Source organism: Caulobacter sp. GSs2 (assembly GCF_058680895.1).
In genome coordinates this window covers 2207860-2230070 of the sequence record NZ_CM178725.1, presented here as the reverse complement: position 1 = coordinate 2230070, position 22211 = coordinate 2207860, and the positions used below count along the sequence as shown (strand labels likewise).

20 protein-coding genes and 1 pseudogene are annotated in these 22211 nt (G+C 67.7%); 12 read left to right on the top strand and 9 right to left on the bottom strand.

What is annotated here, in order from left to right; translation table 11 throughout:
* Positions 1-2: 2 nt before the first annotated feature.
* Positions 3-944, bottom strand: a complete 942-nt coding sequence (gene ftsY, locus ACW17Z_RS10825; protein ID WP_492056009.1) for a signal recognition particle-docking protein FtsY — start codon at positions 942-944, stop codon at positions 3-5.
* Between the two features lie 91 nt (positions 945-1035).
* Between ftsY and ACW17Z_RS10820 the strand changes: the two genes are divergently transcribed.
* The 4 genes from ACW17Z_RS10820 (at position 1036) to ACW17Z_RS10805 (ending at position 3754) form a co-directional block, all read left to right on the top strand.
* Positions 1036-1692, top strand: a complete 657-nt coding sequence (locus ACW17Z_RS10820) for a trimeric intracellular cation channel family protein (protein WP_492056008.1) — start codon at positions 1036-1038, stop codon at positions 1690-1692.
* A gap of 260 nt (positions 1693-1952) precedes the next feature.
* Positions 1953-2411 (top strand): tellurite resistance TerB family protein, encoded by a 459-nt coding sequence (locus ACW17Z_RS10815; RefSeq protein ID WP_419319379.1) that lies wholly within the window; start codon positions 1953-1955, stop codon positions 2409-2411.
* On the top strand, positions 2408-2593 hold the full coding sequence (locus tag ACW17Z_RS10810; protein WP_419319380.1) for a hypothetical protein: 186 nt from the start codon (positions 2408-2410) through the stop codon (positions 2591-2593). The genes ACW17Z_RS10815 and ACW17Z_RS10810 overlap by 4 nt, the downstream gene beginning before the upstream one ends.
* Positions 2594-2755: 162 nt before the next feature.
* On the top strand, positions 2756-3754 hold the full coding sequence (locus ACW17Z_RS10805; protein ID WP_492056007.1) for a TerC family protein: 999 nt from the start codon (positions 2756-2758) through the stop codon (positions 3752-3754).
* 177 nt (positions 3755-3931) lie between these two features.
* Here the strand turns inward: ACW17Z_RS10805 and ACW17Z_RS10800 are convergent.
* The 4 genes and pseudogenes from ACW17Z_RS10800 to dapF form a co-directional block, all read right to left on the bottom strand.
* A pseudogene (locus ACW17Z_RS10800) lies at positions 3932-4359 on the bottom strand (GFA family protein).
* Positions 4356-5687: a tRNA (N(6)-L-threonylcarbamoyladenosine(37)-C(2))-methylthiotransferase MtaB gene (mtaB, locus tag ACW17Z_RS10795; RefSeq protein WP_492056006.1), complete on the bottom strand. Its 1332-nt coding sequence runs from the start codon at positions 5685-5687 to the stop codon at positions 4356-4358. Before mtaB ends, ACW17Z_RS10800 begins: the two are co-directional and overlap by 4 nt.
* Positions 5684-6595 carry an SDR family NAD(P)-dependent oxidoreductase gene (locus ACW17Z_RS10790; RefSeq protein ID WP_492056005.1) on the bottom strand — a complete coding sequence of 304 codons (912 nt, stop codon included), beginning with the start codon at positions 6593-6595 and terminating at the stop codon, positions 5684-5686. The genes mtaB and ACW17Z_RS10790 overlap by 4 nt, the downstream gene beginning before the upstream one ends.
* Complete coding sequence (gene dapF, locus ACW17Z_RS10785) at positions 6508-7362, bottom strand: diaminopimelate epimerase (protein WP_492056004.1); 855 nt, start codon at positions 7360-7362, stop codon at positions 6508-6510. Before dapF ends, ACW17Z_RS10790 begins: the two co-directional genes overlap by 88 nt.
* Before the next feature lie 93 nt (positions 7363-7455).
* Here dapF and ACW17Z_RS10780 point away from each other — a divergent pair, with 93 nt between their 5' ends.
* The 4 genes from ACW17Z_RS10780 to ACW17Z_RS10765 all read left to right on the top strand — a co-directional run bounded on the left by ACW17Z_RS10780 (position 7456) and on the right by ACW17Z_RS10765 (position 13758).
* Complete coding sequence (locus tag ACW17Z_RS10780) at positions 7456-8244, top strand: potassium channel family protein (RefSeq protein WP_492056003.1); 789 nt, start codon at positions 7456-7458, stop codon at positions 8242-8244.
* A 100-nt stretch (positions 8245-8344) separates the two neighbouring features.
* Positions 8345-10417, top strand: a complete 2073-nt coding sequence (locus tag ACW17Z_RS10775) for a prolyl oligopeptidase family serine peptidase (RefSeq protein WP_492056002.1) — start codon at positions 8345-8347, stop codon at positions 10415-10417.
* 4 nt (positions 10418-10421) lie between these two features.
* Positions 10422-12551 carry a prolyl oligopeptidase family serine peptidase gene (locus tag ACW17Z_RS10770; protein WP_492056001.1) on the top strand — a complete coding sequence of 710 codons (2130 nt, stop codon included), beginning with the start codon at positions 10422-10424 and terminating at the stop codon, positions 12549-12551.
* Between the two features lie 112 nt (positions 12552-12663).
* Positions 12664-13758, top strand: a complete 1095-nt coding sequence (locus ACW17Z_RS10765; protein ID WP_492056000.1) for a GNAT family N-acetyltransferase — start codon at positions 12664-12666, stop codon at positions 13756-13758.
* A 174-nt stretch (positions 13759-13932) separates the two neighbouring features.
* Here the strand turns inward: ACW17Z_RS10765 and ACW17Z_RS10760 are convergent, their stop codons facing one another.
* From ACW17Z_RS10760 to ACW17Z_RS10750, 3 genes are all read right to left on the bottom strand, one after another.
* Complete coding sequence (locus ACW17Z_RS10760) at positions 13933-14268, bottom strand: DUF2218 domain-containing protein (protein ID WP_492055999.1); 336 nt, start codon at positions 14266-14268, stop codon at positions 13933-13935.
* An 11-nt stretch (positions 14269-14279) separates the two neighbouring features.
* Complete coding sequence (locus tag ACW17Z_RS10755; protein WP_492055998.1) at positions 14280-14855, bottom strand: PadR family transcriptional regulator; 576 nt, start codon at positions 14853-14855, stop codon at positions 14280-14282.
* Between the two features lie 125 nt (positions 14856-14980).
* On the bottom strand, positions 14981-15877 hold the full coding sequence (locus ACW17Z_RS10750) for a hydrogen peroxide-inducible genes activator (RefSeq protein ID WP_419319391.1): 897 nt from the start codon (positions 15875-15877) through the stop codon (positions 14981-14983).
* 124 nt (positions 15878-16001) lie between these two features.
* On the opposite strand from ACW17Z_RS10750, the gene ahpC reads away from it, so the two are divergent.
* From ahpC to ACW17Z_RS10735, 3 genes are all read left to right on the top strand, one after another.
* Positions 16002-16565 (top strand): alkyl hydroperoxide reductase subunit C, encoded by a 564-nt coding sequence (gene ahpC / locus ACW17Z_RS10745; RefSeq protein ID WP_419319392.1) that lies wholly within the window; start codon positions 16002-16004, stop codon positions 16563-16565.
* Positions 16566-16718: 153 nt separating this feature from the next.
* Complete coding sequence (gene ahpF / locus ACW17Z_RS10740; RefSeq protein ID WP_492055997.1) at positions 16719-18308, top strand: alkyl hydroperoxide reductase subunit F; 1590 nt, start codon at positions 16719-16721, stop codon at positions 18306-18308.
* A 239-nt stretch (positions 18309-18547) separates the two neighbouring features.
* Positions 18548-19924: an intermediate filament-like cell shape determinant CreS gene (locus tag ACW17Z_RS10735; RefSeq protein WP_419319394.1), complete on the top strand. Its 1377-nt coding sequence runs from the start codon at positions 18548-18550 to the stop codon at positions 19922-19924.
* A 206-nt stretch (positions 19925-20130) separates the two neighbouring features.
* Here the strand turns inward: ACW17Z_RS10735 and ACW17Z_RS10730 are convergent, their stop codons facing one another.
* Positions 20131-20655 carry an SRPBCC family protein gene (locus ACW17Z_RS10730; RefSeq protein ID WP_492055996.1) on the bottom strand — a complete coding sequence of 175 codons (525 nt, stop codon included), beginning with the start codon at positions 20653-20655 and terminating at the stop codon, positions 20131-20133.
* Positions 20656-20946: 291 nt separating this feature from the next.
* On the opposite strand from ACW17Z_RS10730, the gene ACW17Z_RS10725 reads away from it, so the two are divergent.
* Positions 20947-22167: an aminotransferase-like domain-containing protein gene (locus ACW17Z_RS10725; protein WP_492055995.1), complete on the top strand. Its 1221-nt coding sequence runs from the start codon at positions 20947-20949 to the stop codon at positions 22165-22167.
* Positions 22168-22211 lie beyond the last annotated feature (44 nt).

Here is a 22211-nt window from a genome sequence, read left to right as displayed (position 1 = left end):
GCCTAGTCCTCCAGCCCGACCAGCGAGCGCGAAAAGGCGCGGGCGTCGAAGGGTTGCAGATCCTCGACTCCCTCGCCCACGCCGATCAGCTTGATCGGGCTGTCGCTGGCCTGGGCCACCGGCACCAGCACCCCGCCGCGCGCGGTGCCGTCCAGCTTGGTCATGACAATCCCGGAGACGCCGACCTGGTTGCCGAAGATCTTTTCCTGGGCCAGGGCGTTGCGGCCGACCGTGGCGTCCAGCACCAGCAGGGTTTCGTGCGGATAGTCGGGATCAACCTTCTTGACGACCCGGATCACCTTGAGCAGCTCGTCCATCAGGCCCTGCTTGTTCTGCAGGCGGCCGGCGGTGTCGATCAGCACCACGTCATAGTGCTCGGCCTTGGCCCGTTCGACGGCCTCATAGGCCAGGGCGGCGGCGTCGGAGCCGGTGGGCTTGGACATGAAGTCGGCCCCGGCCCGGTCGGCCCAGACCTTCAGCTGCTCGACGGCGGCGGCGCGGAAGGTGTCGCCGGCGGCGATCAGAACGCGGGCGCCCTTCTCGGTCAGGTCGGCGGCGATCTTGCCAAGCGTGGTGGTCTTGCCCGAGCCATTGACGCCGATGAACAGCACCACATAGGGACGCGGCCCGCCCAGCGGATCGAAACGGCCCTCGCGGTCGGCCAGCTCGGCGGCGACCAGCTCGGCCAGGGCTTCCTTGACTTCGGTTTCGGTCGACGACTTGCCAAACCGCGCCTTGCCGAAGGCGTCGGTGATGCGCGCGGCGATCTGGGGTCCCAGGTCAGCCTCGATCAGCATCTCTTCCAGGGCGTCCAGCTGTTCCTGGTCCAGGGGCTTCTTGGTGAAGACCCCGGTGACCTGCTCGGTCATCGCCTGGGAAGACCGGGTCAGGCCAGACGTGAGGCGCTGGAACCAGCCTTGTTTCTGCGCGGGCTTGTCGTTCATCAGCGCTCCTTTAGGGGAACGGGCGAAAGTGTAAATCAGATATTACCGGCCCATGGTTTCCGCTGCAGAGCGGGCCGTGGCATGAACGGCCATGGACCCGCTTCTCGACCCGACCATAGACCCTCTGGCGACGACCCTCTTCTGGCTGGACTACGCCGCCGCCGCCGTCTTCGGGGCCACCGGCGCGCTGGCGGCGGCGCGGCGTAAGCACGACATCATCACCTTCGGCTTCTTCGCGGCGATCACCGGCGTTGGGGGCGGCACCCTGCGCGATCTGCTGATCGGGGCGCCGGTATTCTGGGTGCAGCGGCCCGGCTATATCCTGGCGTGCCTGGCGGCTGCGACCGTGGTGTGGCTGCTGGGCAAGCGCGGCTGGCGGTTTCGCGCCCTGCTTTGGCTGGACGCCCTGGGCATGGCCGCCTTTTCCGTGGTCGGCGCCGCCAAGGCCCTGAGCCTGGGCGTTCATCCGTTCACGGCCGTGGTCATGGGCGTGCTGACCACCGCCTTCGGCGGCGTGATCCGCGACGTGCTGGCCGAAGAGCCCAACCTGCTGCTGCGCCGGGAGATCTACATTACCGCCGCCCTGCTGGGGGCGTCGGTGTTCACGGTGCTGGACCTGCTGGGCCTGGGCTTCTGGCCGGCGGGACTGGCGGGCTTCGTCGCGGCCTTCGGCCTGCGGGCGGCGGCGATCAAGCTGGGCTGGAGTCTGCCGGGGTTTGTGGGCGGTGAGGACAAGGCTGCGGACTGAGCGCCTGTTCGAAGGACGGCCGCGCAGAAAAAAACGACGGGTCGTGCGAAAAAATCCGCTGCGCCTCTTGCGCGCCCGGCCCACGCCTACAATCTGTGTGTTGCGGGCCGGGCCCCTCTGACGAACCTCGCAGCCGAATGGCGCGATCGTGATGTCGGACCGCATCGGGTGCGCTCGATGCCGGGTCCAACGGGCTGTTCCCCCCCAAGAGCCCAGCAAGCCCGGTATCGGGCGCGCCCTCCCAACAGAGGAGAGCACAGATGTCTTTCAACCCCATTCACGCCACACGCGCGCGCTTCACCGACGCCTGGACGCCGGCCCAGCTGGATCAGCTGGACGCCCTGGTGGCCGCCTGCGCCCTGGTGGCCCAGGCCGACGGCTGGGTCACGCCGGACGAGCGCGGCCGAATGCTGGAGCGCATGCGCGGCCTGGCGGCCCTGACGGTCTTCGGGATCGACGACGCCCTGGAAGTCTTCGAGGCTCTGGACCAGCGCTTCGAACAGGATCCGGAAGCCGCCCGGCTTGAGGCCGAGCTGGCGATCCGCCGCCTGCGCGGTCGCGATGACGTCGCCCGGGTGGTCGTCAACTGCGCCTGCGCCGTCGCAACCGCCGACGGCGGGCTCGACGCCGAGGAGCGCGACGTCCTGCTGGGGATCTGCGCCCTGCTGTCGCTGGATCCGATCCAGTTCGACCTGATCACCACGGCGGGCCGGCGATGAGAGTCGGCGGCTATGCTCCCCCAACACCCTGGGTCTCGCTGCAACTGGCCCAGCAGGTCCTGGTGCAGGCGGCGTCCCACGCCAGCCAGCCGACCGCCAAGCCGGTGACGCCGGCGGACCGCATCGAACACGCGCCGGCGCCGCGCCCCCTGAACCGGGGCCTGCTGGACATTCGAGTCTAGGGCTAGACCTCTAAGTAACTGATTTAAGGAACTTCTCTTTCGATCCTGGCGCAACCGTCCGGTCGAAGAGGGCGCAAGTTCTACCGCGTTTCCGCAAAACCCGCCCGCCGTGATCAGCCTTAGCGCTTGAGATCCGGCGGGCCTAAAGGCCCGAACAAGACCATGGATTTTCTGACCCTGCCGGTGATCGGCAAACCGCTCTGGATGTGGGCGGGCTTCATGCTGGCCGTCGTGGCCCTGCTGGCCTTTGACCTCGGCGTCCTGCATCGCAAGACCCGCGAGATCGGCGTGCGCGAAAGCCTGCTGATGTCGGCGGTCTATATCAGCCTGGGCCTGGGCTTTGGCGGCCTGGTTTGGATGCAGCTGGGCGCGACCGCCGGGGTCGAATATCTGACCGGCTTCGTGATCGAGAAGAGCCTGGCGATCGACAATGTCTTCGTCATCGCCCTGATCTTCGGGTTCTTCGCCATTCCGCCGGCCCTGCAGCACCGGGTGCTGTTCTGGGGCGTGCTGGGCGTGATCGTCCTGCGGGCCATCATGATCGGCGTCGGCGCGGCCCTGGTCAGCCAGTTTGGCTGGGTGCTGTATATCTTCGCCGCCTTCCTGATCCTGACCGGCGTGAAGATGCTGTTCGCGGGCGACAAGCCCATGGACCTGACCAATAACCCCGCCCTGAAATGGCTGCGCCGCGTCATGCCGATCAGCGACAAGCTGGAAGGCGACCGCTTCTTCGTTAAGGGCATCGACTCGCGCACCGGCAAGGCCGCCCGCCTGGCCACCCCGCTGTTCCTGGCCCTGGTGCTGGTCGAGCTGGCCGATCTGGTCTTCGCCGTCGACTCGGTGCCGGCGATCTTCGCCATCACCACCGATCCCTATATCGTCTACACCTCCAACATCATGGCGATCCTGGGCCTGCGGGCGCTGTACTTCGCCCTGGCGGCGGTGCTGCACCGCTTCGCCTATCTCAAGCAGGCCCTGGCCGTGCTGCTGGTGTTCATCGGCGGCAAGATCTTCGTCGCCGACGCCCTGGGCTGGGAGAAGTTCCCTGCCGCCCTGTCGCTGTCGATTACCTTCGCCATCCTGGCGGCCGGCGTCGGCTGGTCGCTGTGGAAGACCCGCAACGCGCCCGCCCTTCCGGGTGCGCCCGGCGCAGGCGCCTAAGCGCTCGCCCGGTCCGCCGGGCGATCTGAAGAAGAACCGGGTCGGACCCTGTCCGGCCCGGTTTTTTCATGGCTGTGGCGGAGGACGTGGACCCTGCAGAAGGCCCGCAGGAATCCTTTTGCCCTGAGGTTGAAGGTCGCGACGACGAATTCCCACTTCGGGAACAAGTGGCGGCCCCTAGGTGTCGTGGTCAGGGTGCTGGCGCGACGCCACCGCACCGCTCGGTCCCATCGGCGGCCGCACCGGCATCTCCGCCAGATGATCCATCCAGGCCGGCCCTCGACGGCCAGCTGAACCCCGGGCTCAACCGCCGACGGGTCGTCGAAGGCGAAAACCGCCAGGTCGATCTTGTCGGCGCTCCACGCGAAGGTCAGGGGCGTACCGCAGGCGGCGCAGAAGCCGCGCTTGATCTGATCCGAACTCTGGAAATGGGTCGGCGCGCCGCGCGTCCAGGTCAGGTTAGCCACCTCGACCGTCACCAGCGCGCCGAACGGGCCGGCGAAGGCCTTCTGGCACATGCGGCAATGGCAGATCGAGGCGCGGCCGGGTTCTCCCTCGACCCGAAAGCGGACGGCGCCGCACTGGCAGCCGCCGCTCAGACTCACGGGGCCAGCTCGGCGATCACCCGCGCCCCGTCGTGGCCGGTGACGCGGAAGGCCAGGATCTGGCCCGAAGCCGCCTCGCCCGCAAAGGCGATCTCGGTGAAGTCCTCGGCGCGGGCCACGCCGTTGCGTTCGACCAGGCCCGACAGCACCCGGCCGATCTGGCGCTGCAGGTGGCGTTCCAGGCCGGCCTGACCGGCTTCGCGCAGGCGGCGGGCGCGGTCCTTGATCACCGGGCCCTTGACCGGCGGCATCCGCGCGGCGGGCGTGCCGGGGCGGGCGCTGTAGGGGAAGACGTGCAGGAAGGCGAGACCCGCTTCCTCGACCAGCTTCAGGGTGTTTTCGAAGGCCTCTTCGCTCTCGGTCGGGAAGCCGGCGATCAGGTCGGCGCCAAAGGCGGTGTCGGGGCGCACGCGGCGCACCTCGGCCACCAGCTTCAGGGCGTCCTCGCGGCTGTGGCGGCGCTTCATGCGCTTGAGGATCATGTTGTCGCCGGCCTGCAGGCTCAGATGCAGATAGGGCATCAGGCGCGGCTCTGTCTCCAGCAGCTTGAACAGGTCGGGATCGATCTCGGCCGCGTCGATCGACGACAGGCGCAGGCGCGGCAACTCGGGGACGAGCTTGAGGATACGGCCCACCAGCTGGCCCAGGGTCGGCTGGCCTGGCAGGTCGGTGCCCCACGAGGTCACATCAACCCCGGTCAGGACGACCTCGTTATAGCCCTCGGCGGCCAGGCGGCGGACCTGTTCGACCACCTCGCCGGCCGGGGCCGAGCGGGAATTGCCGCGTCCGAACGGGATGATGCAGAAGGTGCAGCGGTGGTCGCAGCCGTTCTGAACCTCGACATAGGCCCGGGCGCGGTCCTTGAGGCCGGCGATCAGGTGACCGGCGGTCTCCTTGATCGACATGATGTCATTGACCCGCACGCGGGTGGAGGTGTCGAGCAGGGCTCCCGGCGCGGCCTTTTCGGCATTGCCCAAAACGAGGTCGACTTCCGGCATGGCGGCGAAGGCGGCCGGATCGATCTGGGCGGCGCAGCCGGTGACGATCAGCCGGGCGTCGGGCCGTTCGCGACGCGCCTTGCGGATCGCCTGCCGGGCCTGACGCACGGCCTCGTTGGTGACGGCGCAGGTGTTGAACACCACCGCGTCCGACAGGCCGTCAGCGGCGGCGCGGGCCCGGATGGCCTCGGACTCATAGGCGTTCAGACGGCAGCCGAAGGTGACGACATCGACGCCGTCGGGGCCCGACGACACCACCGCCGGTCCGCCCTCTTCGCCAACAGCAGGCCTGGGCGTCGGCGGGCGCGAGATGACGGTGTAGGTGGTCACGGCTTGTTCACGAACGCCGCGAAGGCGTCCTTCCAGTCGGGATGCCAGCGCGACAGGGCCGGGCGGTTCTCGATGATGTCGCCCATGGCCCAGGCCATGCGCTTTTCGTCGACCGCGCGGGTGACGTCGTTGTCGGGGCACAGGATGTAGAAGTCGCCGGCCTCGATGCGGGCCAGCATGAAGTGCACCACCTGCTCGGGCGTCCAGGCCGCGTCGGGCTTGCCGCCCGGACCGCGCTTGGTCATGCCGGTGAAGGTGTAGCCGGGGATCAGCAGGTGGGTGGTGACCTGACAGTCTTCGGTCTGGCGCAGGGTGTGGGCCAGGCCTTCGGTCAGGGCCTTCACCGCCGACTTGGAGACATTATAGGCCGTGTCGCCGGGCGGCTGGGTAATGCCCTGCTTGGAGCCGGTGTTGATGATCAGGCCGGGGCGACCCGACAGGGCCATCTCTTCGCCAAACACCTGCACGCCGTTGATCACGCCCCACAGATTGACGTCGAGAATGCGCGACCAGGCGTCGTCGCCGGCAAAGGCGTCGCCGCCGCCGCCGACCCCGGCATTGTTCATCAGCACATCGACCGCGCCGAACTTTTCCAGGGCGAGCGCCTTCAGGGCCTCGACCGCCGCGCGGTCGGCGACGTCGGTGGGCACGGCGATCGCGCCGATAGCCTCGGCTTCCTGTTTCAGCTTGCGGCCGGTGACGTCGGCCATGACCACGTTGAGGCCCAGCTCGCGGAAGATCCTGGCGGCGGCCAGGCCGATGCCGTCGGCGGCGCCGGTGATGACGGCCGTCTTGCCGGCCTCGAGGGCGGGATGGAGGCTCATGCGGCGACCTTTTCCGGCAGCTTGCCGGTATATTCCAGGGTGATCGGGCCGGTCATGATCACGTGGCCGTCGGCCTCGCGCCATTCGATGACCAGGCTGCCGCTCTCGAATTGCACGGTGGCGACGCGGTCGGTCAGGCCCCGGCGCACGGCGGCCACCTGGGCGGCGCAGGCGCCGGTGCCGCAGGCGAGCGTCAGGCCCGCGCCGCGTTCCCAGACCTTCAGCTTGATGTGATCGCGGGCGGCGATGTGGGCGAAGCCGACATTGACGCCTTGCGGAAACAACGGGTGATGCTCGACCAGCGAGCCGGTCCCGGTGGCGAAGGCGTCGGTCACCGGCGCGTCGACGAAGAACACCACATGCGGATTGCCCATCGAGACACAGACCGGCGTGTGGACCAGCGGCGCGTCGATCGGGCCGACCTGCAGCTCGACCCGCTCGGTGTTCATCTCTTCGGACAGGGGAATCTGGGTCCAGTCCAGGCCCGGCTGGCCCATGTCGACCGTGACCCGCCTGTCGCCGGCCATCTGGCCCGACAGGCGTCCGCCGTCGGTGTCGAAGGCCACGCTGTCCTTGCCGGCCGACTGCATCAGCAGCCACGCCACGCAGCGCGTGCCGTTGCCGCAGGCGCCGACCGCGTCACCGTCGGAATTCCAGAACCGCACATAGGCCGAGGCGCCCGCGCTGCGCGGCGGATCGATGGCGATCACCTGGTCGCAGCCAACGCCGCCGTCGCCGCGTTTGGCGATGGCGCGGATCGCCTCGGGCGTGGGCTCGAAGGGCTGGCTGGCGGTCTCGATCACGACGAAGTCGTTGCCGAGGCCGTTCATCTTGACGAAGGTGCGGCTCATGGTGGGGCTATATAGTGGAAAACCGTCGCCAAGTCAGAGCCCGGCGCGCGCCGCGATCATTTGACCTGACAGTGTGACCGGAAGGGGCGGCGCTTGAAGACCAAGAACCAAGAGGGTTTCCGCCTGCGCGCCCGTCTTCGCGCCCTCTATCACGGGGCATCGCCGGCGGCGGTAAAGTTCCGCTACGCCATCATCTTGATCGACTTCGCCATCATCGCCTTCTTCATCGCCGCGCCGGCCATGCGCGATCACGGCCTGACCTACTATGTGCTGGACTATGCCGTGGCGGCCTTCCTGGCGCTGGACATGGCCGCGCGGGCCATCGCCCACGGCGACCTGAAGGCCTGGCTGAAGAAGCCCATCGTCTGGGTGGACCTGTTCGTGCTGGCCACCCTGCTGTTCCCCGCCTGGCTGCTAAACCTGGGCTTCTTGCGGGTGGTGCGGCTGTGGACGCTGGTGCACAGCGAGTTCTTCTGGCGCACCGTGGGCCAGCGCTATGACAATACGCGGGTGGAAGAGATCGCCAAGGCGGCCGCCTCCCTGCTGACCTTCGTGTTCGTGATCACCGGCTTTGTCTATTCCAGCTTCGCCGGGCGCCATGACGGCGTCGCCGGCTATGTCGATGCGCTGTATTTCACGGTCACCAGCCTGACCACTACCGGCTATGGCGACGTCACCCTGCCCGGCGTGTGGGGAAAGCTCTTGTCGATCGCCACCATGCTGGGCGGGGTCTCGCTGTTCATCGGCCTGATCCAGTCGATCCTGCGGCCGCACAAGGTCATCCATCCCTGCCCGGACTGCGGCCTGCGGCGGCACGATCCGGACGCCGTGCACTGCAAGGCGTGCGGCAAGCTGCTGAACATTCCCGACGACGGGGTCTGACTTCGGATTTTTTGGTGTGGCGGATGACGGGCGTCCACTTTGGGCTGTCATGCTTGGCAGGCTCTGGCGCGCGTCAGATTTTTCGATACCGTCCCGGCCCATGACCCTGCTTCGCACCTGTTCCGCCGGGGCCCTGGCCCTGACCCTGCTGTCCCACGGCGCCGCGCTGGCGCAGGACAGCGATCCCCACCTGGCGCTGGAGGCGGTGGAAAGCCCCGACTCCCTGGCCTGGGTGAACGCGGAGAACGACAGGACCCTGCCGCTCCTGTCGGGCGATCCGCGCTTCGCGGGCCTGCAGGCGCAGGCCCTGACGATCCTGTCGGCCAGGGACCGCATCGCGGCGCCCAACTTCATCGGGACCAGCGTCTTCAACTTCTGGCAGGACGCCACCCATGTGCGCGGGATCTGGCGGCGCACGACGCTAGCCTCCTACAAGACCGCCTCGCCGGTCTGGGAGACGGTGCTGGACCTCGACGCGCTCGCGAAAGCAGAAGGCAAGAACTGGATCTGGAAGGGCGCCGACTGCCGGCCCAAAACCCATGACCGCTGCCTGGTGAACCTCTCCAACGGCGGCAAGGACGCGGTCGAGGTCCGGGAGTTCGACCTGACGACCAGGACGTTCGTCGAGGGCGGCTTCCTGCTGCCCGAAGGCAAGCAAAGCGCCGAGTGGCTGGACGCCGACACCCTGATCCTGACCCGCGACTGGGGGCCGGGCACCACCACCGACAGCGGCTATGGCATGGTCATCAAGACCCTCAAGCGCGGTCAGGCCCTGGCCGACGCCGTCGAAGTGTTCCGGGGCCAGAAGAGCGACGTTTCGGCGCGGCCCAACGTCCTGCGCGACGCGGCCGGCAACCGGGTGGTGCTGATCGACCGCGCCACCGACTTCTTCCACACCGAGCACAATGTCTGGTCGGGCGGCAAGGTCGCACCCCTGGCCATTCCGCAGAAAGCCAACATCGCCGGCCTGCTGAATGGCAGGTTGATCGTCGAGCTGAACGAGGACGGCCTGGGCGCCAAGGCCGGCTCCATCATCGCCGTGACCCCGGACGCGGGCCTGTCGACCAGCCTGGTCTTCGCCCCATCTTCGGTGCAGGCCGTGGACCAGGTGACCGTCACCGACCACGCGGTAGTCGCGGCGATCTACGACAATGTGCGCGGCGGGGTGTTCACCTTCCGCGCCAATGGCGCGACCTGGACCAAGGCCGCCCTGCCTGGCCTGCCCAACGCCTCGGTGTCGCTGGGCTCGCATGCGGACGAGGGCGACCAGATCTTCTACAGCGTCGAGGGCTTCACCACCCCGACCCAGCTGAAACTGGCCGACGCGGTCAGCGGCGCGTCCGAGACCGTCAAGGCCCTGCCGGCCCAGTTCGAGGGCGGCAACCTCGAGGTCGAGCAGAAGGTCGCCACGTCGAAGGACGGCACCAAGGTTCCCTATTTCCTGATCCATCCCAAGGGCCACAAGCACGACGGCTCCAACCCGACCCTGCTGCACGCCTATGGCGGCTTCAACCTGTCGAAACTGCCGGTCTATGACCCGCTGATCGGCAAGCTGTGGCTGGAGAAGGGCGGCTCCTACGCGGTGGCCAATATCCGCGGTGGCGGCGAGTTTGGCCCCGCCTGGCATGACGCGGCCCTGAAGGCCAACCGCCAGCGGGCCTTCGACGACTATTACGCCGTCGCCGAGGACATGATCGCCAAGAAGATCACCTCGCCCCGGCATCTGGGCGCCTATGGCCGCAGCAACGGTGGTTTGCTGATGGGCGTGGCCATGACCCAGCGACCCGACCTGTGGAACGCGGTGGTGGTCGAAAGCCCGCTGCTGGACATGATCCGCTACACCGTCCTGCCGGCCGGCGCCTCGTGGATCGGCGAATATGGCGACCCGGCCATTCCGGCCGAGCGGGCCTTCATCGAGGCCTATTCGCCCTATCAGAACCTGAAGGCCGGGGTGAAATACCCGCTGGCCTATATCACCACCTCGACCAAGGACGACCGCGTCCATCCCGGCCACGCCCGCAAGTTCGCGGCAAGGCTGGACGATCTGAAGGTGGATAACCTGTATTTCGAAAATACCGACGGCGGCCACGCCAATGGCGCGGACCCCAAGTCCAACGCCCGCCGCTGGGCCCTGCACTACACCTACCTGTCACGTCAGCTGATGGATCACTAAGTCCATGCGTCGCCTTGTCCTTGCCCTGTTAGCGTCCACGAGCCTGATGACCGCATCTCACGCCGCCGAACCCGCGCCCGAAGCCCGCACGCCTTTGGTCGAGCTGGGCAAGAACGATCCCTATCTGTGGATGGAGGAGATCGAAGGGACCCGGGCCATGGACTGGGCCAGGGCCCAGAACGGCAAGACCCTGCCGGTGCTGCAGGGCGACGCCCGCTATGCCGGCCTGGAAGCCCAGGCCCTGGCGATCCTCAACGCCAAGGACCGGGTGCCCAGCGTGTCGTTCACCGGCGACGGGTCCCTGCGCAACTTCTGGCAGGACGCGACCCATGTGCGCGGCCTGTGGCGCACGACCACGCTGGACAGCTACCGCACGGCCGAGCCGGTCTGGGAGACGATCCTCGACATCGACGCCCTGTCGAAAGCCGAGAGCGCCAACTGGGTGTTCAAGGGCGCTTCGTGTCTCCCGCCGGAAGAGACGCGCTGCCTGATCACCCTGTCGGACGGCGGCAAGGACGCCGTGACGGTTCGCGAGTTTGACACCACGACCAAGAGCTTCGTGGCGGACGGTTTCACCCTGCCCGAGGGCAAGCAGGACTACAGCTGGCTGGACCGGGATACCCTGCTGGTCGGTCGCGAGTGGGAGCCCGGTCAGGTCACCAAGTCGGGCTATGCCTATGTGCTGAAGACCGTCAAACGCGGCCAGCCGCTGTCGGCGGCCCAGGAGGTCTATCGCGGGACCGAGACCGACGTGTCGGTCAGCCCCTTCGTGCTGCGCGACGCCGATGGCGTGACCCAGGCGGTGATCGCCTATCGCGGCGTGACCTTCTTCGAGAGCGAAAAGCACCTGCTGACCGACAAGGGCGCGGTCAAGCTGGACCTGCCGCTGAAAAGCTCGATCCAGGCCTATGTCGCCGGCCAGATGGTGGTGGTGCTGGAGCAGGACTGGGCCGACAAGGGCTTCAAGACCGGCGATCTGATCAGCTTCGACCTCGCCGCCCTGAAGGCCGCCCCGACCAGCGCCAAGGCGACGCTCATTCTGCGTCCGACGGCGAAACAGTCGGTGGAGCAGGTCACCACCACCCGCACCAGGCTGGTCGTGGCCCTGCTGGACAACGTCAAGGGCGCGGCCCGGGTGCTGACCCATGGCGCCAAGGGCTGGAGCTCGCAAGACCTGGCCCTGCCGGCCAATTCCGCGATCGGCCTGGGCTCCAGCGCCGAGAAGGACGAGCGCCTGTTCGTCACCGTCACCGGCTATCTGACGCCCTCGACCTTCTGGCTGGCCGACGCCGGCAGCCTGAAGCTGGAACAGGTCAAGGCCTCACCGGCCCGTTTTGACGCTTCAACCCATGTGGTCGAGCAGTTCGAGGCCACCAGCACCGACGGGACGAAGATCCCCTATTTCGTCGTGCGGCCCAAGGGCGTGAAGTACGACGGAACCGCCCCCACCCTGCTCTATGCCTATGGCGGCTTCCAGGTGTCGATGACGCCCGGCTATTCGGGCGTGATGGGCAAGCTGTGGCTGGAGCGGGGCGGCACATACGTGGTCGCCAATATCCGCGGCGGCGGTGAGTTCGGCCCGGCCTGGCATTCGGCGGGCCTCAAGGAGAACCGCCAGAAGGTCTATGACGACTTCTTCGCCGTCAGCCAGGACCTGATCACCCGCAAGATCACCTCGCCGCGCCGGCTGGGGATCATGGGCGGCAGCAACGGCGGCCTGCTGATGGGCGTGGCCCTGACCCAGCGGCCCGAGCTCTACAACGCCATCGTCGTGCAGGTGCCGTTGTTCGACATGATCCGCTACAGCCAGATCGGGGCCGGGGCCTCGTGGGTTGGCGAGTATGGCGACCCGGCCATACCGTCGGAGCGGGCCGTGATCGAGCGGTATGACCCCTATTCGAACCTGAAAGCCGGCCAGAACTATCCGGAAGTCTTCATCGAGACCTCGACCAAGGACGACCGCGTCCACCCCGCCCACGCCCGCAAGGCGGCGGCGCGTCTGGAAGCGCTGGGCTACCCCGTCCTCTATTACGAGAACATAGATGGCGGTCACGCGGCCTCGGCCAACCTGGCCGAAACCGCCCGCCGCCAGGCCCTGGAATATGTGTATCTGTCGCGCAAGCTGATGGATTAATTCAGTAAAACGGCCCTACCCAAAACGGGGTTTCGTCAACACTAGGGAAAGCTATCTGGGTCAGACTCGCGGCCGACCAGATCGGTCGTGAGTCGCCCAGAGCCCGTCGTCCTTGAAGATTGAAGTCGTTCCCGCGCTGGAGCTGAGCCTCACAGACATCGACCGCTGGTCGAGCCTGCAGGTGGGTCAGGCGCGCCTGGACTCGCCCTTCCTGTCGCCGCGCTGGACCCAGGCCGTGGCCCGGGCCCGCGCGGCGACCGGCAAGAAGGCCGGCGAGATCAAGGTCGCCATCCTGCGCGCCGAAGACGGCCAGGCCATCGGCTTCCTGCCCGCCCGGGTTCGCGCCGATGTCGGCATGCCGGTCGGCGCCCCGATGTGCGACTATCAGGCCCTGGTCTCGGCCCCCGGCGTCGCGATGGATCCGCGCCAGCTGCTGACCGCCCTGCACGTCCATCGCCTCGATTTCTGCCACATGCAGGCCGACGACGAGACCCTGGCCCGCCACGGTCGCGGCCAGACCGAGTCCTGGATTGTCGAGATCCCTGACGGCTACGCCGCCTATGAAGCCGGACGCAGGGCCGCCGGCTCGGGCGTGCTCAAGGACATCGACAAGAAACGCCGCAAGGTCGAGCGCGAGGTCGGCCCGGCCGTCTTCACCGCGATGTCGGAGTCGCGCGCCGATTTCGACCAGTTGATCGCCTGGAAACGCGCTCAGCTGATCGCCACCGGCCAGACCGACTATTTCAGAACGCCTTGGGTCATGGACCTGGTCAACGCCCTGTTCGCGACCCGCGACCCCGTCTTCGGCGGCGGGCTCTACACCCTGCACCTGGGCGGCAAGCTGGCCGCCGTGCATCTGCACCTGCGCGGCGCCCACACCGTGCATGGCTGGCTGATCGCCCACAATGCCGCGTTCGAACGCTATTCGCCCGGCCTGATGCTGTTCCAGGACATTCTGAGAAGCATGGACGGCACGCCTTACGACCGTCTCGACCTCGGGGCCGGCGACTACCGCTTCAAGCGTGAGCTTTCCAACGCCCAGCAGACCGTGGTGTTCGGCTTCCTGGGCTCGCCCTCGCCCGCCACCTTCGTGCGCCAGGCCGCCTATGGCGTGCGCCACATGGCTGAGTCCCTGCCCCTGGGCCGGATGTCGGAACTGCCCGGCAAGGCGATGCGCCGGCTGGACCTGCTGCGCGGGCTGCACTGAGTTCGATTGCTGATTTTCTGAATCCGCTCTCCCCGGCGAAGGCCGGGGCCCAGATTCAGCCTGAGCGTCTGGGGATGACGCGCCTTCCGACCTAGCCAAACCGATGACCCCTCGGGGTTCGATCTGGACCCCGGCTTTCGCCGGGGAGAGCGGAAGAGGGCGCCGAGGCGTTCACTAACCCTTCAGCCCCACCCGCAGCGCCGGCGGATCGATCCGCCCGGCGTCCCAGGCGCGGGTCCAGGCCAGGGTCTCGACCCCTTCGCGGAAGGCGAAGCGCAGCAGGTGTTCGGCGACCACGTCCTCCAGCCGGGCCAGGCCTTCAAGGCCGGCGGTCTCGACGGTGATATCGAGGCCGGTCGCGTCGGCCAGCATCCGGCAGTCCCCGATCGGCAGGGGAATGCGGGCGGTGGTCGCGTCGAAGGTGACCACGAACTTGTGGCTCCAGTGCTTGGCCAGCTGGGTCATGTAGCGGGCGCCCTTGTCGGTGGTCAGGCGGGCATGGCTCTGCATCAGGGTCTCCATCAGATGCGCTCGATGACGCCGGCCGCGTCGTCCAGGGCCTTGGCGACCTGCTCGACCTGCTCGGCCGACAGCTGGCCGGCGGTGAGCCGCAGACGCAGGGCGGTCTTGAGGTTTTCCCGGGCCCGCAGGATCTGCGGCGAGAAGGCCGCGCTGCGGGCGGCGGCCTCGGCCATGCGCTCGAACAGGCTCTTCACCGGCTGGGCGTTGGCTTCGAGGAAGGCTTCGCCCTCGGGGGTGATGGTGTGCAGCTTCTTGCCGCCGCCGGCCTCGGTGACGGTGATGTAGCCCAGCTCTTCCAGCAGGGTCAGGGTGGGATAGACCACGCCCGGGCTGGGGGTATAGGCGCCGCCGGCCGCGGTTTCGATGGCCTTGATCAGCTCATAGCCGTGGCTGGGCTGCTGGGCGATCAGCTTGAGGACCACAAAGCGCAGGTCGCCGTGGTCGAAGAACCGGCCCATCCGGCCGCCGCCCCGGCCAGGACCGCGTCCGTGGTGATCGTGGCCGTGAAAGCCGAAAGGGTGCCGGCTGTGGTGGCGGCCATCGCGGCCGCCGTGATGATGGTGTCGTCCAAACATGTCGTTTCGATCCTATTTCGTTATATCGAAACAATAGATATATCGGATCGGTCGAAAGGCAAGAGCGTATTTAGATATATCTGATTATCGCGTTTTAGACCGCTCGATCGGCCCTGACGCCGCGATCAGACGGCCTGCAGTGTTTCGGCCAGCAGGCGCCCCTCGGCCGCGCGGGTGGAGCCCGCCCGCCAGGCCACCACGATCTCGCGGCTGGAGTGGGCGTGATCCAGCGGCCGCACGGTGACGGCGGCGTTGTCGGTCAGGCCCGCCTGCACCGCCATGGCCGGCAGGAACGAGATGCCCAGGCCCGAGCCGATCATCTGCACCAGGGTCGGCAGGGAGGTGGCCGCGAAGCTTTCCTCGTCGCCAAACGCCTTGGGGGCCTCCAGCCCGCAGGCGGCCAGGGCGTGGTCGCGCAGGCAGTGGCCGTCCTCCAGCAGGATCAGGTCATCGCCGGCCAGGCTGTCGGGATCGACCCGGACCGAAGCGGCCATCGGATGGTTGGCGGGGGCTGCGGCCAGCAGTTCGTCGTCCTCGACATGGGCCCAGTCCAGGCCCGACATGTCATAGGGCAGGGCGATCAGGGCGGCGTCCAGGGCGCCGGCCTTGAGGCTGGCGATCAGGCGCTGGGTCAGGTCCTCGCGCAGGAACAGCCGCAGCTTGGGGAAGCGGTCACGCAGCACGGGCAGGGCGCGCGGCAGCAGGTAGGGGGCGATGGTCGGGATCACGCCCAGCCGGAACCGGCCGGCCAGCGGCAGGCCCGCGCCGCGCGCCGCCTGCACCAGATCCTCGGTGCGGGTCAGGATGTCCTGGGCCCGGCGCACGGCCTCCTGGCCGGCGGCGGTCAGGATCACGCCCGAGCGCGCCCGGTCGACCACGGGCGCCCCGAGGATCTTTTCCAGTTCCTGGATCCCCGCCGACAGGGTCGGCTGGGTGACATGGGCGCTCTCGGCGGCGCGGCTGAACGAGCCGTGCTCCGACAGAAGCTTCAGATATTGCAGTTGGCGCAGGGTGGGCAGCATGCCGTCCCTATAAAGCCTTCAGCGCGAGACGTATAGAAAGAACCTATCCACGGGAATGATTTAATCGATTGGACCTATCGAGCGGCGCTGGATAGACAGGCCTCACCCATTTACGGAGCACGCCATGTCCCTGATTAACACCACCATCAAACCCTTCACGGCCGAAGCCCTCAAGAACGGCAAGTTCATTACCGTCAGCGACGCCGACCTGAAGGGCAAGTGGTCGGTCGTGTTCTTCTATCCGGCTGACTTCACCTTCGTCTGCCCGACGGAGCTGGAAGACCTGGCCGACAACTACGCCGAGTTCCAGAAGCTGGGCGTCGAGATCTATTCGGTGTCGACCGACACCCACTTCGCCCACAAGGCCTGGCACGACACCTCCGAAGCCGTGGGCAAGATCGCCTACACCATGGTCGGCGACCCGACCGGCACGATCACCCGCAACTTCGACGTGATGATCGAGGAAGTCGGCCTGGCTGACCGCGGCACCTTCGTCGTCGACCCGGACGGCAAGATCCAGATCGTCGAAATCACCGCCGGCGGCATCGGCCGTGACGCCCTGGAACTGCTGCGCAAGGTCAAGGCCGCCCAGTACGTCGCCGCCCACCCGGGCGAAGTCTGCCCGGCCAAGTGGGAAGAAGGCGAAAAGACCCTGAAGCCTTCGCTCGACCTCGTCGGCAAGATCTAGACCCTAAGCCTGCCTGCTGGCCCGCAAGGGTTGGTGATACGGCGCCGTCGTCCGCTGACCGTCTCCCCACGGAGCCGGCGGCGGCGCCCCCTTCCCAAAATTTCGCGCGTTTCCTGATCACAGGACAATTGCGCCTCGCATTCGGAGCCCGCCATGTTGGACGAAGGTCTGAAGACCCAGTTGAAAGCCTATCTGCAGAACCTGCGCCAGCCGATCGAACTGGTCGCCTCGCTGGGCGAGGACGCGGGCTCGAAAGAGATGCTGGCGCTGCTCAAAGACGTGGCCGGGACCTCTGACAAGGTCAGCCTCAACCTGGCCGGAAACGATGCGCGAAAGCCGTCGTTCGCCATCACCCGCGCGGCGGGCGACGCATCCGTCCGGTTCGCCGGCCTGCCGCTGGGCCACGAGTTCACCTCGCTGGTGCTGGCCCTGCTGCACGTGGGCGGCCATCCGCCCAAGGTCGACGCCGAGGTGCTGGACCAAGTCCGCGCTTTGGAGGGCCCGTTCCACTTCGAGACCTACTTCTCGCAGAGCTGCCAGAACTGTCCGGACGTGGTCCAGGCGCTCAACACCATGGCCGCCCTGAACCCCAACATCACCCACGTCGCCATCGACGGCGCCCTGTTCAAGGATGAGGTCGAGCAGCGCCAGGTCATGGCCGTGCCGACCATCCTGCTGAACGGCCAGCCCTTCGGCCAGGGCCGCATGGACCTGGAACAGATCCTGGCCAAGCTGGACACCGGCGCCGTCGCCCGCGCGGCCGAGAAGATCAAGACCAAGGCCGCGTTCGATGTTCTGGTGATCGGCGGTGGCCCCGCCGGGGCCGCAGCGGCGATCTACGCCGCCCGCAAGGGCATCCGCACCGGCGTCGCGGCCGAGCGCTTCGGCGGCCAGGTGCTGGACACCATGGCCATCGAGAACTTCATCTCGGTCTCGCACACCGAAGGCCCCAAGCTGGTCTCGGGCTTGGAGCAGCACGTCAAGGACTATGACGTCGACATCATGAACCTGCAGAAGGCCGTGGGCCTGGTTCCGGCCAAGGCCCCGGGCGGCCTGATCGAGGTCAAGCTGGAGAACGGCGCCATCCTGAAGTCGCGCAGCGTGATCCTCTCGACCGGCGCCCGCTGGCGCAACGTCAATGTGCCCGGCGAAGCCGAGTACAAGAACCGGGGCGTGGCCTATTGCCCGCACTGCGACGGCCCGCTGTACAAGGGCAAGCGCGTGGCGGTGATCGGCGGCGGCAACAGCGGCGTCGAGGCGGCCATCGACCTGGCCGGCATCGTCGCCCACGTGACCCTGATCGAGTTCGACAACCAGCTGCGGGCCGACGCGGTGCTGCAGCGCAAGCTGGCCAGCCTGCCCAATGTGGCCGTCGTCACCTCGGCCATGACCACCGAGATCCATGGCGACGGCGCCAAGGTCAACGGCCTGACCTACAAGGACCGGGGCAGCGACGAGACCCACCGCATCGACCTGGAAGGCGTGTTCGTGCAGATCGGCCTGGTGCCCAACACCGAATGGCTGAAGGACAGCGGCGTCGCCCTCTCCAATCGCGGCGAGATCGAAGTGGATTATCGCGGCGAAACCTCGATCCCCGGCGTGTTCGCCGCCGGCGATGCGACCACCACGCCCTACAAGCAGATCATCATCGCCATGGGCGAAGGGTCCAAGGCCTCGCTGTCGGCCTTTGACTACCTGATCCGCCTGGAGCCGGCCCAAACGGCGGAGCAGGCGGCGGCCTGAACGCCGTCCCCGGACGATCCTGTGAGCCGTCGCGTCTGACCTTGCCGGTCGGCGCGGCGGCTTTCGCGTCGCAGGCGAACCGCGAGGGCAAGGTTCAGCGCGGGTGCGACGCTAGCGCCCTCGACATTCGCCTTGACCTTCGACTATTTTGTTAACTTCTGGGCAAGGGATTCGGGGCTTGGCGGCTATCGTGCCGTCGGCGCTCACGGGGCCTTGGGTTGATCAAGGGGATGGGCGAGATGCGGCTTCTGTCGAAGAACGTGCGTGACACGAAGACCGTCAAGCCGGCCATGCTGGTCGAAGACGCCGGGCGGCCGGAATTCGCCGAGCGGCTGATCGAATCCACCCAGGCCATCGGCGTCCGTTATGAGACCATCCATGGCGGCCTCGACAGCATCAGCCGCGTCGTAGAGCACCTGCGGGCCATCGAGCCTCTGCTGGCCGAGATCCGCCAGCCGGTCGCCGAAGAGTTCGAAGCCCGCCGCGCCGAGCACGCCGAACTGATCGCCCTGCGCACGAATTACGAACAGGCCCTGCGCCAGGTCGCCCTGGCCCAGACCGAGGAGCGCGAGCTCACCGCCAAGCTGGCCGTCACCCGCACGGCGCTGGGCGAATCCGACGCCCGCATCCAGGCCCAGGACTCCACCCTCGAGGACAATGCCCTCGAGATCGATCGCCTGCGCAACGGCCTGCTGCAGTCCGATCTCAAGGTCGGCAATCTCGACGCCTCGCTGCGCGACGCTACCGCCCGCATCGAACATCTGGTCCAGGACGTCGACACCCTGCGCACCCAGAGCCAGGACATCGACACCCGCCGTGGCGAGGCCGAGGCCTCGCTGGCCCGCGCCAACCAGGAAAACGCCCTCCTCGTCGAGGAAGTGGCGACCCTGAAGAAGCGCATCGACCAGGCCGGCATCGACATCGCCCGCCTGTCGCGCATCGAAACCGATCTGGAAGCCCAGATCGCCGCCGAACGCGCGCGCATCCAGGCCGCTGAAAACGCCCTGGCCGTGCACCAGGCGGACTCGGGCCGCACCATTCGCGGTCTGGAAAGCCAGGTCGAGGCCGGCCGCGCCGAGATCTCGGCCCTGCAGACCCGTCTGGAAACCGCGACCGGCCGCGCCGACAAGCTGGAAGAAATGAACGGCCAGATCTCGCAGCGCCTGGCCGAGTCCAGCGCCCAGCAGCAGGCCGTCGAACGCCGGGCAGGTGATCTGAACGTCGCCCTGGAACGCGCCCTCGACCGTATCCGCTCGCTGGAAGACGAGGGCGAAGGCCTGCGTCAGCGTCACGCCGGCGTCGACACCGCCCGCGCCGCCGCCATCGAGCGCGCCGACCAGCTGGCCAAGGCCGCTGTCGCCCACGACAAGACCCTGCAACGGGCCGAGGAGCGCGCCAACCAGCTGCGCGTCCGCCTGGAAGTCATGCAGGAGGCCCAGGATACCGCGCGCCGCCAGAACGAGGAAAAGCTCGGCGAGCTGCAGGCCCAGATCGAGCGCCTCACCTCCGAAGCCGCCCTGTCCGAAGGCGCCCTGGAAGCGGCCCGCCGCGACCGCTCGCGCCTGCAAATGGCCCTGCTGGGCGCCACCGAAGGCGATATGGCCCAGGCCGGCTAAACCTTTCCCCCGACCCCAAAGTCCGGAAAAGGGCGGCCCTCGTGGCCGCCCTTTTTTGTTGGGGCTTTCCTGTGTCATCCCGGCCGGAAGGCCGCGTAGTGGCCTGTAGAGCCGGGACCGATCCGGAGCGCAGCGTTCAGGCGTCGGTCCCGGATCTGCGCGCTACGCGCTTGTCCGGGATGACAATGAGTTCAGCGCTCAATCCGTTACGGGTTTCCGGTCTCGACCTGGCGCTTGAGCCGCGCGACCTGCTGGCCGATCACGCCGTCGACCGGCGCGGCGATCGCATTGAGACCGCCCTTCATGTAGCCGCCGACGTCATAGGTGACGGTCAGGGTGGTCTTGCCTTCCTTTTCCGCCAGCCCAAAGCCCAGATGGCCGGCCGCGCCGCTGCTTTGCAGCGGACCCAGCGCCCCGAACAGAACCAGCTTCTGATTGGGCGCGGCGTTGACGGTGCTCATGTGCAGCACCGAGCCGCCGTTCGGCAGCCTTTCGCAGAAACAGCCGCCCGAGGCCGGGGCCAGCGACAGGTTGGCCGCCGAGCCCGACCAGGTGTGGCGGCTGTCCCACCAGGTGGAGGGCTGGACGAGGGCAGCCCAGACCCGGGCGGCCGGAGCGGCGATCTCGACCTCGTGCCGAACCTGGAAGCCGCCGGGGGTGGCGTCGGTGACCTCGGCGCGGGCGGCCGTGGCGGTCAGCGCCAGGACGGCGACGGAAATCCAGAGCTTCATGTGACGCTTCCCCGTTGATGACGCCTCGCAGGGTTCCCGCCGCGCGCCGCCGGCGTCAAGCGATCGACGCTTAAACCTTGTCCAGGGGCGCCGGGGGCGTTCCCTTCGCGGAATGATCGCGCTAGGCTTTGCCCATGACCACGACCCAGAGCGGTCGCCGGGGCTTTGGGCTCCGTCGCGCGCAGGACCTTATCCGCTCCGTATGACGCTCCTGACCTGATCGGGCGAGACGCCGCGCTTGCGGCTCATGGACGGCCAAGCCGTCAGCGAAATCTACGGACATTCAACGACATGACCACCACCACTCCCGACTGGGCCAGGCGTTTCAGCGAGCGCATGACCCGCGTCCGCGCCAGCGAGATCCGCGAACTTCTGAAGCTGCTGGACCAGCCCGACATCCTGTCGTTCGCCGGCGGCATCCCCAATCCGGGCCTGTTTCCCACCCAACGCATCCAGGCCGGCTATGACGCCATCCTGGCCGATCCGAAACTGGCGGCCCAGGCCCTGCAATATTCAGTCAGCGAGGGCTATCTGCCGCTGCGCGACTGGATCGCCGAACGCATGACCCGCGACGGCATGCCGTGCGGGCCAGACAACATCATGCTGACCGCCGGCTCGCAGCAGGCCTTGGACCTGCTGGGCAAGCTGTTCCTGACGCGCGGCGACACTGTGATGGTGGCCCGGCCGACCTATCTGGGCGCGCTGCAGGCCTTCAACGGCTATGAGCCGGCCTATCTGGATTTGCCGGAAGCCGGACTGGTCGAGGGGCTGGACGCCGCGGCGCGCGAGCGGGCGACCGGGGCCTTGGGCTATTTCGTCCCCGACTTCGCCAATCCCACCGGCCAGAGCCTGACCCTGGCCGAGCGCGAAACCCTGCTCGACCTGGCCGGCGATCTGGACATGACCCTGATCGAGGACGCCGCCTATCGCGAGCTGCGCTTCAGCGGCGAGGCCCTGCCGACCCTGCTGACGCTGGACATCGCCCGGTCGGGCGGGATCGAGCAGGTCCGCACCCTGTTTTGCGGCACCTTCTCCAAGACCCTGTCGCCGGCCCTGCGCATCGGCTGGGTCTGCGGGCCCCGCGCGGTGATCGAGAAGCTGGTGCTGCTGAAACAGGGCGCCGACCTGCATGTCTCGACCATCAACCAGATGGTCGCCCATCGCGCCGTGGTCGAGGGCTATGACCAGCATCTGGGCATGCTGCGATCGGCCTATGGCGCCAACGCCCGCACCATCATGGCCGCCCTGGGGCGCCACATGCCGGCCGGCGTCACCTGGTCGCGGCCGCAGGGCGGCATGTTTGTCTGGGTCTGGCTGCCGCCGGGGCTGGACGGCAAGGTCGTGCTGGAACGGGCCCTGGCCGAGGAGCGCGTCGCCTTCGTGCCCGGCGAGCCGTTCTTCGCCGAGGTTCCGACCGCCAACGCCCTGCGGCTCAGCTATTCGCTGCCCGACGCCGCGCAGATCGAGGACGGCGTGGCCCGGCTGGCGCGGTTGATTGGGCGGATGGGGTAGGGGCCAGAGCCCATAAATCCTTGTCATCCCGGAAGCCTCGCAGA